This window comes from Phytohabitans maris (assembly GCF_031085175.1).
GTDB classification, from domain to species: Bacteria; Actinomycetota; Actinomycetes; order Mycobacteriales; family Micromonosporaceae; genus Phytohabitans; species Phytohabitans maris.
In genome coordinates, this window is sequence record NZ_JAVHUY010000002.1 from 74,896 (window position 1) to 89,434 (window position 14,539).

At 71.9% G+C, this 14,539-nt stretch carries 12 protein-coding genes; 8 read left to right on the forward strand and 4 right to left on the reverse strand.

The window, feature by feature from the left end; all coding sequences use genetic code 11:
* Positions 1-65 precede the first annotated feature (65 nt).
* From RB614_RS02050 to RB614_RS02080, 7 genes are all read left to right on the forward strand, one after another.
* Entirely contained in the window at positions 66-962 is an 897-nt protein-coding gene (locus RB614_RS02050) for a type IV toxin-antitoxin system AbiEi family antitoxin (RefSeq protein ID WP_308710585.1), read from the forward strand.
* 11 nt (positions 963-973) lie between these two features.
* Positions 974-1,450, forward strand: coding sequence for a Cys-tRNA(Pro) deacylase (ybaK, locus tag RB614_RS02055; RefSeq protein WP_308710586.1), 477 nt, complete (start codon positions 974-976; stop codon positions 1,448-1,450).
* Positions 1,451-1,711: 261 nt separating this feature from the next.
* A complete protein-coding gene (locus RB614_RS02060; RefSeq protein WP_308710587.1) occupies positions 1,712-2,818 on the forward strand; it encodes a sugar ABC transporter substrate-binding protein in 1,107 nt (368 codons plus the stop codon).
* Positions 2,819-2,905: 87 nt separating this feature from the next.
* Positions 2,906-3,709, forward strand: a complete 804-nt coding sequence (locus RB614_RS02065) for an ATP-binding cassette domain-containing protein (RefSeq protein WP_308710588.1) — start codon at positions 2,906-2,908, stop codon at positions 3,707-3,709.
* On the forward strand, positions 3,706-4,965 hold the full coding sequence (locus RB614_RS02070; protein ID WP_308710589.1) for a sugar ABC transporter permease: 1,260 nt from the start codon (positions 3,706-3,708) through the stop codon (positions 4,963-4,965). The genes RB614_RS02065 and RB614_RS02070 overlap by 4 nt, the downstream gene beginning before the upstream one ends.
* 33 nt (positions 4,966-4,998) lie before the next feature.
* A complete protein-coding gene (locus RB614_RS02075) occupies positions 4,999-6,183 on the forward strand; it encodes an ROK family transcriptional regulator (protein ID WP_308710590.1) in 1,185 nt (394 codons plus the stop codon).
* Positions 6,184-6,354: 171 nt separating this feature from the next.
* On the forward strand, positions 6,355-6,648 hold the full coding sequence (locus RB614_RS02080; RefSeq protein ID WP_308710592.1) for a DUF1707 SHOCT-like domain-containing protein: 294 nt from the start codon (positions 6,355-6,357) through the stop codon (positions 6,646-6,648).
* 223 nt (positions 6,649-6,871) lie between these two features.
* Here the strand turns inward: RB614_RS02080 and RB614_RS02085 are convergent, their stop codons facing one another.
* The 3 genes from RB614_RS02085 to RB614_RS02095 all read right to left on the reverse strand — a co-directional run bounded on the left by RB614_RS02085 (position 6,872) and on the right by RB614_RS02095 (position 11,855).
* Positions 6,872-8,611, reverse strand: coding sequence for an ABC transporter ATP-binding protein (locus RB614_RS02085; RefSeq protein WP_308710593.1), 1,740 nt, complete (start codon positions 8,609-8,611; stop codon positions 6,872-6,874).
* Positions 8,608-10,302 carry an ABC transporter ATP-binding protein gene (locus tag RB614_RS02090; RefSeq protein ID WP_308710594.1) on the reverse strand — a complete coding sequence of 565 codons (1,695 nt, stop codon included), beginning with the start codon at positions 10,300-10,302 and terminating at the stop codon, positions 8,608-8,610. Before RB614_RS02090 ends, RB614_RS02085 begins: the two co-directional genes overlap by 4 nt.
* 122 nt (positions 10,303-10,424) lie before the next feature.
* Positions 10,425-11,855, reverse strand: a complete 1,431-nt coding sequence (locus tag RB614_RS02095; protein ID WP_308710595.1) for a serine/threonine protein kinase — start codon at positions 11,853-11,855, stop codon at positions 10,425-10,427.
* Positions 11,856-12,036: 181 nt separating this feature from the next.
* On the opposite strand from RB614_RS02095, the gene RB614_RS02100 reads away from it, so the two are divergent.
* Positions 12,037-13,806, forward strand: coding sequence for a substrate-binding and VWA domain-containing protein (locus RB614_RS02100; protein WP_308710596.1), 1,770 nt, complete (start codon positions 12,037-12,039; stop codon positions 13,804-13,806).
* A gap of 470 nt (positions 13,807-14,276) precedes the next feature.
* Here RB614_RS02100 and RB614_RS02105 read toward each other — a convergent pair whose 3' ends face one another.
* Entirely contained in the window at positions 14,277-14,531 is a 255-nt protein-coding gene (locus tag RB614_RS02105; RefSeq protein ID WP_308710597.1) for a hypothetical protein, read from the reverse strand.
* Positions 14,532-14,539: the final 8 nt, after the last annotated feature.

Consider the following 14,539-nt stretch of genomic DNA (forward strand, 5'->3'; position numbering starts at 1 on the left):
AGGTATCTGTGGTACCGCTGGTCGAAGGGGCAGCGCCGGGCGGCGGGATCGGGCATCATCTCGCCGTGGTTCGGCTGCCGCGCGTGCCCGCGCAGTTGCGCTATTCGCCGTTTCGTGGGCGCGACGCCGTGGCGGCCGGCCTGGTGACCCGCCGGATGCTCGCGGGTCCGGCCTGGCAGCCGATGCTGCCCGACGTCTACGTCCACGTCGACGCCTTCCAGCGGGCCGACCACGGCACGTGGTGCGACGCGGCCGCGCTGCTGCTGCCGGAAGGCGGCGCGATCGGCGGGCTGAGCGCGGCATATCTCTGGGGCGCCGGGCTCGTCGACGCGCATGAGCCCGTCACGATGGTCCTGCCCCGTGCGATCAGGCCGAAGCCACATCCGCGGCTGCGGATCGTCCGGTCGAACCTGCCGCCGGACGACGTCGCCCGGCTTGACGGCCTGGCGGTCACCACACCGCTGCGCACCGCCTTCGACGTCGCCCGCTCACTGCCCCGCGTGGAAGCCGTCGTGGCGGTGGATGCCCTGCTGGGCAAGCAGATGGTGACGCTGCCGAAACTGATCGACTACGCCGCCGGACGGTCCAGATGGCGCGGCATGCCGCGACTGCGCGAGGTGCTGGCGCTGGCCGAGCCGCTGACCGAGTCGCCGATGGAGAGCCGGCTGCGGCTGCTGATCGTCGATGCCGGCCTCCCCCGTCCCGTGGCTCAGCACGAGATCTTCAACTCGAAAGGGCGCCTACTCGGCCGCGCCGACCTGGCGTACCCGGGGTGGCGCATCGCGATCGAGTACGAGGGCGACCATCACCGCGAGCGCGACCGCTTCCGGCAGGACGTCCACCGTCTCAACGCGCTGCGCGCCGCGGGCTGGCTGGTCCTGCGGTTTACGGCGGACGACGTGCTGCGCCATCCCGACCGGACCGCGCGGCAGGTCGCCCACGCCATCCGGGAGCGGCGGTAGTCTTCGCAGTCGTGGCAGGTCAGGGCACACCGGCGACGTCGCTTCTGCACAAGCGGAAGGTCGCGCACACCACCCATCCGTACTCGGTGTCGCCCGACTCGCCCAACTACGGTGCCGAGGTGGCGGCCGCGCTCGGCGTACCGGCGGAGCGGGTCTTCAAGACGCTGGTCACCGAGGTGGACGGCGCGCTGACCGTGGCGGTCGTACCGGTCACCGGCGACCTCGACCTCAAGGCACTCGCCGCCGCGGCCGGTGGCAAGCGGGCCGTACTGGCCGACCGGGCGGTGGCCGAGCGCACCACGGGATACGTGCGGGGCGGGATCAGCCCGCTCGGGCAGCGCAAGCGCCTCCCCACGGTCGTCGACGCGACCGCCACCGACCACGAGACGATCTACGTTTCCGCAGGTCGGAGGGGCCTTCAGGTGGAGCTTTCGCCGCACGACCTGGTGCGGCTCACCGCGGCCACCGTCGCCACCATCCGCGACTGATCGGATTTGCCCCTTTTGCCCCAGTAGTGGGGCTAAAGTGGCTGATGATCAAGTCGGACATGATCGGCGAACGGGCACATGTCGATCGCGTTGCTGAATTGTTATCGCCGCCAACAAACTCGTGACGTCGGCGGTCTTGTGCGATCACGCTGTGCCGCAATACGTTGCCGGGCACAACAAAAGTACGTGCCCACGACGCTCACCGCGCCTCGACGCGCGAAAACCCACCACACCCACTTTTTCGATGAAAGGGCCCATGCAATGCGCAAAGGGATCCTCTCCATCGCCACCGCCAGCGTCCTGGCACTGGGGTCGCTCGCCGCGTGTGGCGACGACTCCGGCAGTGACGCGGGCTCCGGCAGCAACGGTGGCGGCAAGACTCCGAAGATCGGCGTGATCCTGCCCGACAGCGCGTCCTCGGACCGCTGGGAGACGGCTGACCGCAAGTACCTCGAAGAGGCCTTCAAGGCCGCCAACGTGCAGTACGACATCCAGAACGCCCAGGGCGACAAGAACACGTTCCAGACCCTGGCCGACCAGATGATCACCAACGGCGCGACGGTCCTCATGATCGTCAACCTCGACTCCGGCACCGGCAAGGCCGTTCTCGACAAGGCCAAGTCGCAGGGTGTCGCCACGATCGACTACGACCGGCTGACGCTGGGCGGCTCCGCCGAGTACTACGTCAGCTTCGACAACGTGGCCGTCGGCAAGCTCCAGGGCGAGGGCCTGGTCAACTGCCTGACCGCCGCCAACGCGCAGAAGCCGGTCGTGGCCGAGCTCAACGGCTCGCAGACCGACAACAACGCGACCCTCTTCAAGCAGGGGTACGACTCGGTCCTCAAGCCGAAGTACGACGCCGGCGAGTACACGCAGGGTCCGGACCAGTGGGTGCCCGACTGGAACAACACCCAGGCCGGCACGATCTTCGAGCAGATGCTGACCCAGACCGGCGGCAAGATCAACGGCGTGCTGGCCGCCAACGACGGCCTCGGCAACGCGGTGATCTCCATCCTCAAGAAGAACAAGCTGAACGGTAAGGTCCCGGTCACCGGCCAGGACGCCACCGTGCAGGGCCTGCAGAACATCCTCGCGGGCGACCAGTGCATGACCGTCTACAAGGCGATCAAGAAGGAGGCCGACGCGGCCGCCGAGCTGGCGATCGGCCTGGCCAAGGGCGAGAAGAAGACCACCTCGCAGACGGTCAAGGACCCCGAGGGTGGCCGGGACGTGCCGTCGGTGCTGCTGACCCCGGTCGCGATCACCAAGGAAAACGTGAAGGACGTCGTCGCCGACGGCTTCGTCACCAAGGAAGAGCTGTGCACGGGCAGCTTCGCCGCCGCCTGCACGCAGGCCGGTATCAGCTGACCTGAGATACGGTCGATCTAGGGCATATCGACGCCACCCAATCGGTCGGCGCCGGTATGCCCTAGGTCAAGCTAAGGAGATGGCACCGTGACACCGCTGCTTGAAGCGCGCGGGATCGTGAAGCGGTTCGGCCCCGTACAGGTCCTGCAAGACGTGGATTTTTCCGTACCGCCCGGCGAGGTCACCGCGCTCGTCGGTGACAACGGCGCCGGCAAGTCGACGCTGGTGAAGTGCATCAGCGGGATCTATCCGAGCGACGAGGGCGAGTTCCTCTTCGAGGGCAACCCGGTCCACATCCACGGTCCGCGGGACGCCGCCACGCTCGGCATCGAGGTCGTCTACCAGGACCTGGCACTCTGCGACAACCTCGACATCGTGCAAAACATGTTCCTGGGGCGGGAAAAGCGCTCCGGCCTCGTGCTGGACGAGCCGACCATGGAGCAGATGGCGGCCGAGACCCTCGCCGGCCTCTCCGTGCGTACGGTGAAGTCGCTGCGCCAGCTCGTCGCCAGCCTCTCCGGCGGCCAGCGGCAGACGGTGGCGATCGCCAAGGCCGTGCTCTGGAACAGCAAGCTGGTCATCCTGGACGAGCCGACCGCGGCGCTCGGCGTGGCACAGACCGCCCAGGTGCTCGAGCTGGTCCGGCGGCTGGCCGACCACGGCCTCGCCGTCGTCCTGATCTCGCACAACATGAACGACGTCTTCGCGGTCTCGGACAACATCGCTGCCCTCTACCTCGGCCGCATGGTCGCCCAGGTACGCACGACCGACGTGACGCACGCGCAGGTGGTCGAGCTGATCACCGCCGGGCGCAGCGGCAACCTCGGCACGCCCCCGGCGGAAAACGGCGCCGAGCTCATGGAACCGACCATCCCGGGAGCCAAGGAATGACCACCATCACGGCGCAACATATAGAGCCGGCGGCCGTGACGCCCAAGCCGACGGTGACGAGCATCGTCCGGGACTACTTCGCACGGATCCGCGGCGGGGATCTGGGCGCGCTGCCCGCGGTGCTCGGCCTGGTCGTTCTCTGTGTCTTCTTCGGCATCATGCGGCCGGCGTTCTTCTCCGCCGGCAACTTCGCCAACCTGTTCACCCAGGGTGCGGCGGTCGCGGTGATCGCCATGGGCCTGATCTTCGTGCTGCTGCTCGGCGAGATCGACCTCTCGGCCGGGTTCGCCAGCGGCGTCTGCGCGGCGGTGCTCGCCCAGCTCGTCTCCATCCACGGCTACCCGTGGTACATGGCGGTCATCGCCGCGCTCGTCACCGGCGTCGTGATCGGCACCGTGCTCGGCTTCCTGGTCGCCAAGGTCGGCATCCCGTCCTTCGTCGTGACGCTCGCCGCGTTCCTCGCGTTCCAGGGCACGGTGCTGCTGCTCATCAAGGGCGGCACCAACGTCTCGATCGGCGACGAAGTGATCGTGGCGATCGAAAACCGCAACCTCCCGCCCTGGCTGGGCTGGCTGCTCGTGCTGCTGATCGCCGGCGGGTACGCGGTGGTCCAGCTGATGAGCCTGCGCCGGCGGCAGCAGCGAAACCTCGTCACCGAACCGGTGCTCGTGGTGCTCGGCAGGATCGCCGGGCTGGCCCTCATCCTCGCCCTCGCCGTGTACTTCCTGAACATCGAGCGCAGCGTCAACCCGGCGTTCAACTCGCTCAAGGGCGTGCCGATCGTGGTGCCGATCATCGCGGTCCTGCTGATCGTGTGGACGTTCGTGCTGCGGCGCACCGCGTACGGCCGGCACATCTACGCCGTGGGCGGCAACCGCGAGGCGGCGCGCCGGGCCGGCATCAACGTCGACCGGATCCGCATTTCGGTCTTCATGATCTGCTCGTTCATGGCGGCGATCGGCGGCATCATCGCGGCCAGCCGGGCCCGCTCGGTCGACCCCAACACCGGCGGCAGCAGCGTGCTGCTCTACGCCGTCGGCGCGGCCGTCATCGGCGGTACGAGCCTCTTCGGCGGCAAGGGCCGGGTGCTCGACGCGGTCCTCGGCGGCGCGGTAATCGCCGTGATCGACAATGGCATGGGCCTGATGAACCTCAGCTCCGGGCAGAAGTTCGTCTTCACCGGTTCGGTCCTGCTGCTGGCCGCCGGTGTGGACGCCCTGTCCCGCAGGCGAGCGGCGGCCACAGGCATCAGGTAACGCCGTACGTCGTCGGGGAGGGCTGGGCAACGGATGCGCACGGGACCAAGCCAGGAGGAGGTACGCCGGCAAAACCTCGGTGCGCTCCTGCGGTACGTGCACATCCACGGCCCCACCTCGCGTGCCGAGCTCACCTCTGAGCTGGGCCTCAACCGCAGCACGATCGGGGCGCTGACCGCCGACCTGGCCGCCGCCGGCCTGGTGACGGAGGCGGCGCCCCGGGAGACCGGCCGGGCCGGACGACCGTCGCTGGTCGTCCGGCCGGAGTCGGAGCGGGTGTACGCCTACGCGTTCAGCATCGAGGTGGACCAGTTGCAGGCGGCCCGGGTGGGGCTCGGCGGCGAGGTGCTCGACCACCGGTCGGACGACCGCCCCTCCGGGCTACCGGCGGTGGAGGCGGTGCCGCTGCTCGCCGAGTTCGTCAAGGACCTGCAGCAGGCCGTGCCGGACACCGCCGTGTATGTCGGCGGCGGCGTCTCGGTGTCCCGGATGATGCGGCGGGCCGACGGCACGGCCGGGCTGAGCGGGGGCACCGACCGGGCCGCGGTGGCCGAGCCGCTGGGCGCGGTGCTCAGCGCCGAGCTCGGTGCCGAGCGGCCGCTCGTCGTCGGCAACGCGGCCGACGTGGCGGCGCTGGCGGAGCACGCCAGAGGCGCGGCGGTGGGTTGCGACAACGTTATCTACCTGCACCGTGATGCCGGCGTCGACGCCGGCATCATCGTCGGTGGGCGCCGGCTGACCGGCCACGCCGGGCACGGCGGCCAGGTCGGCCACATGGTGGTACTGCCCGGTGGGCGGCCGTGCAGCTGCGGCTCGCGCGGCTGCTGGGAGACCGAGATCGGCGACCGCGCGCTGCTCAACGCCGCTGGGCGAGACGGTGACGGCGGCCGGGGCGCGGCGCTGGCGGTGGTCGACGCGGCCTCCCGGGGCGACGCGAGCGCCCAGGCGGCGGTACGGCAGGTCGGCGACTGGCTCGGCTTCGGCCTGGCCAACCTGGTCAACATCTTCGACCCCGAGATGGTCATCTTCGGTGGCACGCTCCGCGACGTGTACCTCGCCGCCGCGGCCCAGGTGCGCAGCCGGCTCAACTCGATGGCCCTCACCGTCGCGCGCGAGCACGTCCGCCTGCGTACCCCGCAACTGGGCGAGGACGCCACGCTGATCGGCGCCGCCGAGCTGGCGTTCGAGCGCCTGCTGGCGGATCCCCTTTCCAGCTGACCGGGTCTACCCTGAGCGGCGTGAGCGAGCGAACCATCAGGCACAGCGCGCTTGGAGTCTCGCGGTCGCCCGCAGCGAAGCGAGGACGGCCGTGAGCGAGCGTAGCGAGCGAACCATCAGGCACAGCGCGCTTGGAGTCTCGCGGTCGCCCGCAGCGAAGCGAGGACGGCCGTGAGCGGCGAGCTGCGGGCGTCCGACGAAGACCGGCACCGCGTCGTGGATGCCCTGCACCGGCACACCGAGGCGGGGCGGCTCTCGCTCGACGAGTTCACCGAGCGGGTCGACAGCGCCTACGCGGCTCGTACGCTCGCCGAGCTCGCCGCGGTGACCCGCGACCTACCCGCCGAGTCCGCCCGCACCGCCCCGGCCGCTCCGGACACCGGCCGCCGGGACCTGCTGGTCATCTTCGCCGTCGCCGGGGTCGCGCTCGTCCTGCTCCTGGCCTTCATGGCCCTGACCCGCTGAGCCGCTCCGCCGCTTCCGTCGCCCGCCCGCACGAGGCGAATCCGCCACCACCGGCGGGTCGAGCACGGCCGCGCCGGACCCGCCCGCCGGACCCGCCGGACCCGGCCGCCGGACGGGGCGAAGGGCTATTGCGGTGGCCACCAACGTTCACCGGGTGACCGGTGGCCTTCGGCCGCTGGTCACCCGGGCCCGGCGAAGCCGGCAAAGGTTAGTGGCCACCGCACTATGAGCCGTGCCAGCTGCGCCACAGCGCGGCGTACGAGCCACCGGCCGCCACCAGCTCGGCGTGCGAGCCCAGCTCGGTGATCCGGCCGTCCTCCACCACGGCCACCCGGTCGGCGTCGTGGGCGGAGAAGAGCCGGTGCGCGATCGCGATGACCGTGCGCCCTTCCAGCACCGCGGCCAGCGAGCGCTCCAGGTGACGGGCGGCCCGCGGGTCGATCAGCGAGGTCGCCTCGTCGAGCACCAGCGTGTGCGGGTCGGCCAGGACCAGCCGGGCGAGCGCCAGCTGCTGCGCCTGAGCGGGTGAGAGCGGGTGGCCGCTGGCGCCCACGACCGTGTCCAGCCCGTCCGGCAGGGCGTCGGTCCACTCCAGCGCGTCGACCGCGGCCAGCGCGGCCCGTACCCCCTCGTCGGTGGCGGAGGGCCGGGCCAGCACCAGGTTTTCCCGGAGCGTACCGATGAAGACGTGGTGCTCCTGGGTGACCAGCGCGACGTGCGAACGCAGCTCGTCCAGCGGCAGCTCGACCAGCGGCGCGCCGCCCACGGTGACCGAGCCGGAACGCGGCCCGTGTATGCCGGCGAGCAGCCGGCCGAGCGTGGACTTGCCCGCGCCGGACGGCCCCACCATGGCCAGCCGCTCCCCCGGCGCCACCGCGAGCGAGACGCCGTGCAGCACGTCGCGTCCCTCCACATAGGAGTACCGGACGTCGCGCGCGGCGATCCCCTCGCCGGCGGGCCGTACGCCGGACGGGGAGCGGTCTTCCGGCACCTCGGAGACGCCGAGGATCCGGGCCAGCGAGGCGCCGCCCACCTGGAGCTCGTCGAGCCAGGAGAGGAAGCGGTCGAGCGGGTCGACGAGCAGCTGCACGTACAGTGTCGCGGCGGTCACCTCGCCGAGCGTGACCCACCCCTCCAGGTAGAACCAGCCGCCCATGACGAGCGTGGCGACGACCGGCACCACGTACGCCACCTCGGTCAGCGGCCACCACACCGTGCGCAGCCGCAGCGTGTACCGCTCGGCCGCGTACTGCCGGCGGATGTCCTCGTCCGTGCGGCGCCGGCGGCGCTCCTGCCGGCCCAGCGCCTCGGTGGTGCGCGAGCCCTCCACGGTCTCGGTGATGCCGTCGGTGATGTCCGAGTACGCCGCGTTCTCCCGCAGGTAGCCCTCGGGCGCGTAGCGCAGGTACCACCGCGTGCCCACCCAGAGGATCGGCACCACGATCAGGCAGGGCAGGCCGAGCAGCGGGTCGACCAGCAGCAGCGCGCCGACCGCGAAGGCGCCCGTGGCGAGCGCGATCAGCGTCTCCGGCACCGCGAAGCGCACCGACTCCGACAGCGCCGCGACGTCGCGGGAGGTACGGGTCAGCAGGTCGCCCGTGCCGGCACGCTCCACAGTAGAGAGTGGGATGGCGAGGATCCGGTCGACGAAGTCCTCGCGCAGCTCGGCCAGCACCCGCTCGCCAAGCCGCGCGGAGGCCATGTGCGCGAACCGGGTGACGACCGCCTGCACCACCACGAAGCCCGCGATGACCAGCGCGATCCGGTCGACGGTCAGCGCGGTGGTGCCCCGCTCGATCGCCTCCACCAGGTCGCCGATGAGGCGGGGTGCGGCCAGGCCGGCGACCGCGGCGAACACGTGCAGACCGATCGCACCGGCCAGCGCGCCGGGGTGCCGGCGCATCAGCGCGCGGGCGTACCGCCGCACCTGCCGCGCGTCCGCGACCGGCAGCGCCCCACTCACGATTCCTCCCCTCGGGTCACCAGCGCGGCGTACCGCGGCTCGGTCTCCAGCAGCTCGCGGTGGCCACCCTCGGCGGCCACCTTCCCGTCCTCGACGAACAGCACGTGGTCGGCGCGGTCCAGCACCAGCGGGCTGGTCGTGCAGACCACCGTGGCCCGCCCGGCCCGCGCCGCGCCCAGCCGCTCGGCGATCCGCGCCTCGGTGTGCGCGTCGACCGCGCTGGTCGGCTCGACCAGCACCAGCACCGGCGGGTCGGCCAGCAGCGCCCGGACCAGCCGCAGCCGCTGCTGCTGCCCGCCGGAGAACTCCCGGCCCCGCTCGGCCACCACCGTGTCCAGCCCGTCGGGCAGCGCGTCCACGATGTCGGTCGCGCTCGCGACCGCCAGCGCGGCGCCGATCCGCTCGTCGTCGCCGCCCAGCTCCGCGCGGAGCGGTCCGGAGAAGAGGCGCCCGTCGTTGTCGGCCACCAGGATCCGCTCGCGCACGGTCGCCAGCGGCAGCTCCCGCAGCGGTACGCCGGAGAGCGTCACCTCGCCGTCCACGTAGCGGCCGAGGCGGTCGGCGATGGCGGTCGCGTCTTCGGGCGTGTTGGCGGCGATGGCGGTGAGCCGGCCGGGGCGGACCACCACGCCGGACTCCCCGTCGACGAGGTCGCCCGCGCCGCCGGGCAACGCCGCCGGGTGGGCCGGCTCGGCCAGGTCGCGCCGCAGCGCCAGCATCGCCACCACCCGGCGGGCGGCCACGTGCCCGCGGGTCACCTTGTCGATCGTCTCCGTGATCGTCCTCAGTGGAAACATCAGGAACGAGGCGTACCCGTAGAACGACACGAGCTGGCCGGGCGTGATCTCGCCGCGCAGCGCGAACCGGGCGCCCAGCCACACGACCAGCACCACGAACGCGCCCGGTACGAACACCTGGGCCGCCTCCAGCACCGACTCGACCCGCGCCACCCGTACCCCGGCGGATCGCAGCGACTGGGACTCGGCCCGGTAGCGCGCCGCGAAGGTCGCCTCGCCACCCACGCCGCGCAGCACCCGCAGCCCGGTGACGATGTCGCCGGCCTGGGTGGTGAGCCTGGCCTGCTGGTCGCGATACGCCTGCTGGCGGCGGTGCAGCGGCCGGATGAGCCCGCCCACGAGGGCCATGAGCAGCGGCACGCCGACGATGACGACGAGGCCGAGCGGCACCGAGGTGCTGAAGAGGATCACGGCGATCGTGACGATGGCGACCACCGCGCCGGAGCCGCGCGCGGTCACGTCCAGCGCGTTGCCGATATGGCTGATGTCGGCGGTGCCGATGCTGACCACCTCGCCGGTCGCCAGCCGCTTGGGCAGCGTGGCACCGAGGCGGTTGGCCTGGACGATGGTGAGCTGGATCGTCCGGTACGCCGCGGCGAGCCAGTTGAAGACGGCGACGCGGTGCCGCAGGATGCCGGTGGCCGCCTGGACCAGGCCGAGTCCGAGTAGGACGGTGCCCCAGGTGAGCAGCGCGCCGCGGTCGCGGTCGGCGAGTCCGGCGTCGACCGCCTTGCCGATCACCGCCGGCATCAGCGCCTGGCTGACCATCCAGACGACGCCCCAGCCGATGCCGGCCACCATGGACGGCCACGTACGCACGGCCAGCCACCACAGGAATCGGGTGGCTGACCGGTGATCGGGCGTGCCGGGATCGGCGACCGGTAAGGAACGCATAGTAACCGCGACATTACAAGATCAATTCGTTGCCACGCTACCGATTTACGCCGCTCCCCTTCGTGATCGAAGCTCCCCTCAAGCCGTTCTAGCGACGTGAGGGGAGCGTCGATCACGGGGGGTCAGCCGACGCAGCCCGCCGTGGGTACGCCGACCACGCGCCAGCGGTTGTCGGTCCAGTCGAGGCTCACCATGCAGTTGGCGACGGTCAGCCCGGGCAGGCTGTCGCGCTCCACGCCGGTACGGTCGAGCGTGGCCCGCGGGCTGCGGTCCACCGTCGCCTCGTAGATCGGGTTGTCGAGCGTGAAGAGCCCGTTGGTGGCCACGTCACGCACCACGTACACGCCACCGCGCATCGAGCCGCCGTCGTCGTACGCGGTGTCGATCGCCTCCACCACCACGTCGCACTCGCGGCAGCCCGGGCCGGCAGCCGCCTTCACCGGCGAGGTGTCACCGGTCTGCTGGGCGTGGTTGAGCAGCGTGAACCAGTACCGGACGTACGCCACCCCGCCGTCCCGGTCGTGCGCGCCGGCGGCGGCCGGCAGGGGTGGCGCCTTCGACGTGCCGGTCGCGGACGCAGCGCCACCGGGCGACCCGCTGGGCGTACGGGTGCCCTCGCCACCCTGGTCGCTCGCCGGTTCCCAGGCGCGGGTCACCGCGAACGCGCCGAGCACCAGCGCCAGCGCCACGCCGAACACGATCGCCATCCGGCCCGGGCTGCCGAAGAGCCAGGCCGGTCCCCGCCGACCGGGCCGGCCACGGGTCCGGGCCGGCCCGGCACCGATCGCCGCGCGCGCCGGCGGCCCCACCGGTACCGGCTCCGACTCCAGCCGGGCGGCCAGCGCGCCGAGCTCGTGGCCGAGCTCCGCCGCCGAGGGGCGCGAGCCCGGGTCGGCGCGCATGCACTCGTCGGCGATCATCCGCAGCCGCGCCGGCGAGTTGCCGGGCAGCATCTCGGCGAGCATCGCGCCGAGCGCGTACACGTCACTGGGCGGCACCGGCACCGCACCGTCCGTCACCTCCGGCGCCCGGTACTTGAGCCGCTCGAAGGGCTCCGGATAGCGGCGCCCCGCGCGTACCAGGAGCATCACGGAGAAGTCGGTGACGCGGGCCGGACCCTGCCCGCGCGCCGGAACCACCACATTGGACGGTTTGACGTCGCCGTGCACGACGCCGAGCTGATGCGCGGCGCTCAGCGCCTCCGCCACCGCGGCCCCCACCGCGGATGCGCTGCCGGCGTCGAGCGGGCCTTCCCGCGCGAGCCGGCGGCCCAGGTCGACCCCGGGCACCAGGTCCGTCACCAGGGCCAGCGTCCCCTCTTCCACCACGATGTCGAGCAGCCGGGCGATGCTCGGATGCCACAACATGGTGAGCTGGCCACGTGCGCGCACGAACCGGTCAACCAGCCGCGGGTCCGCGGCCAGGTCGGGATACAGCAGCTTGACGGCGACGGTACGGTCAGTGCCAAGATCGAGCGCCTGCCACACCTCACCGGTATCCCCACCCGCCACGAACTCATACAGCCGGTAACGGCCTCCCACCGTTCGAGTCACGTACACCGTCCCCCAATATGACCATTGGCCTGCAGGATTGTGACCGTCATGGTCACCAACCCAACCCCCCGGGACCGTATGTTCGTATCACTGTGCAACCAACCCGGCGATAAGTCATCTATCTGTACGCAGGGCGATGGCCGCCTCGCTGGGCGTCATCGCAAAGTGGGGGTGAACAGTCATGGCGGACTCCGTTCTGCGGCACCGGCGCTCCGCCCGTAGCGGCCGGATGGCCGTGACCGCGGGTGCCGTAGCGCTCGCCGTCGGTGGTGGCACGGTCGGCTACTTCCAGCTGACCGGTGGCGAGGAGGGCTGCACCGGCGCGCCCGTCGAGATCAGCGTCGTGGCCTCACCCGACCACTACCCCATCCTCAACGAGCTCACCGACCAGTGGAGCGACGCCAAGCCGTCCGTCGGCGGCCACTGCGTCACCGCGACGGTGCGCGCGATGCCGTCCAGCGCGGTGGCCGCCTCGATCGGACCGGGTTGGGACGACGCCCGCGACGGACCCCGCCCCGACGTGTGGGCCCCGGACTTCAGCGCCTGGCTCTCGCTCGCCGCGGGGCGGCCGGACGCCGCCGAGGTACTGCCGCAGGAGAAGCCGCCGAGCCTCGCCACCTCGCCGACCGTCATCGCGATGCAGCGGCCGATGGCCGAGGCGCTCGGCTGGCCCAAGCGGGCACTCGGCTGGACCGACCTGATCGGCGCGTTTTCGGCGGGCAAGACCTGGGCCGACTACGGCCACCAGGAGTGGGGCGCGATGCGGCTGGGCATGGCCGACCCGACCCGTTCCGGTGCCGGACTGGCCGCCGCGATGACCATCATGGACCCCGACAACGACCAGCAGCAGACCAACGACGAGCTGTACGTCGCGCTCTCCGCCTCGCAGCTGACCACCGCGACCGCCGAGGACCCGGCGGCGCTGCTGCGCCAGTACAACGACGCGGGTACCGACGACGTGCCGACGCTGCCGGCCGCGATCCCCGTGCTGGAGCGGGAGCTCGCCGCGTACGCGGACGACTCGCCGCGCGTGCCGCTCGTGCCGATCTACCCCAAGGAGGGCGCGGCGTACGCGGACTACCCGTTCGCGGTCCTGCGCGCGCCCTGGGTCGACGACGTACGCCGGCAGGCCGCCGCCGACCTGCTCGCCCACCTGCGGGAGGCGGAGAGCCGGCGGGCGTACGAGGCGGCCGGCTTCCGGGACACCGACCACACCACCGGCGACACCGGGCTGCTCAGCGCCGACCACGGTTTCCAGACCGCGGTCGCCGGCCCCGAGCGCACGCCCACCGCGCAGGCGCTCACCCAGATGCTCGCCGTGTGGGGCGTGCTGCAGCGCTCCAACAACGCCCTGCTGCTGCTCGACGTCTCCGGCTCGATGAACGACGTGGTGCCCGGCACCAACCAGACCCGCCTGCAGCTCATCCAGAATGCCGCGATCGCCGGCGCCGGGCTGCTCAACAACGGCACGGTGATCGGGCTGTGGGCGTTCGCGACCGAGCTGACCCCGACCACCGACTACCGCGAGCTCGTCGCGCCCGGCCCGGCCGGCGGCATCGTCGGCGGCGTACCGCGCCGGGTCGCCGTGGCCGGCGCGGTGCAGGGCCTGCGCGCCGCCGGCGGGACCGGCCTCTACGACACGATCGGCGCGGCGTACGACCGGATGCAGAAGGCCTGGAAGCCGAACGCGCAGAACATGGTCGTCGTCATGACCGACGGCAAGAACGAGGACGAGTCCGGCCTGTCGCTCCAGCAGCTGCTCGCCAAGCTCAAGGCCTCAGCCCGCCCCGACCGCCCGCTGCCGATCCTGGCCATCGCGGTCGGCCCGAAGGCGGACGCGTCGGCCCTGGAGCAGATCACCAAGGCGACCGGTGGCCGGACCTTCGTCGAACGCAACGACGTCAGCGCGATCCAGCAGATCATCCTCGCCTTCGCGGGCCGCGTCTCCTGACTCATATGCCCCGGTCCGCCCCAGTCGCAGGCCGTTTGCTCCCGCGGGCACCGCGGAGGTCGGCGGCGAGCTGGCGCTCGCCGAAACCCCCGACCTCCGCTGCCGGGTCCGCGGCTCAAGCCCTCAGGTGGCCAGCCCTTCGGGGACGGCAGTGACCCGTTGCGGAAGCTCCGGGCCGCGCGGTTTGGATACCTCCGGTCCAGCGGTACCAGGTGTACGTTATGGCGGCCTCATAAGGTACCTGGGGTACCGCTGGCCAAAGACTCGGCTTGATCCACGGCCGGCGCGCCCCTGACCCACGCCGCCGGCCCGGCGGGCGCCGGCAGAGGTGGCGCCGGTTGGGCCTTGACCGGCGGGCCTGGCAGCGGGGGTCGGGGTTTCGGCGAGCGTCCACGCGAGCCGCCGACCTCCGCGGTCTCCGGCGGGAGCGGCGGTCCGCAGGTGACGCGGACCCGGGAAATGGCTATGGCTCAGCGGTCGACCTGGGTGAAGTCCCACGAGTGCGGTGGGCGGGCGGTCAGCTCCTTGGGCGGGTCGGGGAGCGGGAGCGGGAAGCTGCGCCACTTCGAGACGACCACGACGCGGTGGTCGGTGGAGGAGAAGACCTCGCTGGAGATGTGGAGCGGCTCGACCTCGATCCGGGGCACGGCCGTGTCGCACACCCACGCGATCAGGTCGGCGAACTTCGCGGGCTCGCCGCGTACCTCCCACATCCGGACGATCACGTCGCCGG

Excerpts from the sequence above, each read along its gene's own strand:
- RB614_RS02060 (WP_308710587.1), top strand. The coding sequence starts at position 1,712 with ATGCGCAAAGGGATCCTCTCCATCGCCACCGCCAGCGTCCTGGCACTG.
- RB614_RS02070 (WP_308710589.1), top strand. The coding sequence starts at position 3,706 with ATGACCACCATCACGGCGCAACATATAGAGCCGGCGGCCGTGACGCCC.
- RB614_RS02075 (WP_308710590.1), top strand. The coding sequence starts at position 4,999 with ATGCGCACGGGACCAAGCCAGGAGGAGGTACGCCGGCAAAACCTCGGT.
- RB614_RS02090 (WP_308710594.1), bottom strand. The coding sequence starts at position 10,302 with ATGCGTTCCTTACCGGTCGCCGATCCCGGCACGCCCGATCACCGGTCA.
- RB614_RS02100 (WP_308710596.1), top strand. The coding sequence starts at position 12,037 with ATGGCGGACTCCGTTCTGCGGCACCGGCGCTCCGCCCGTAGCGGCCGG.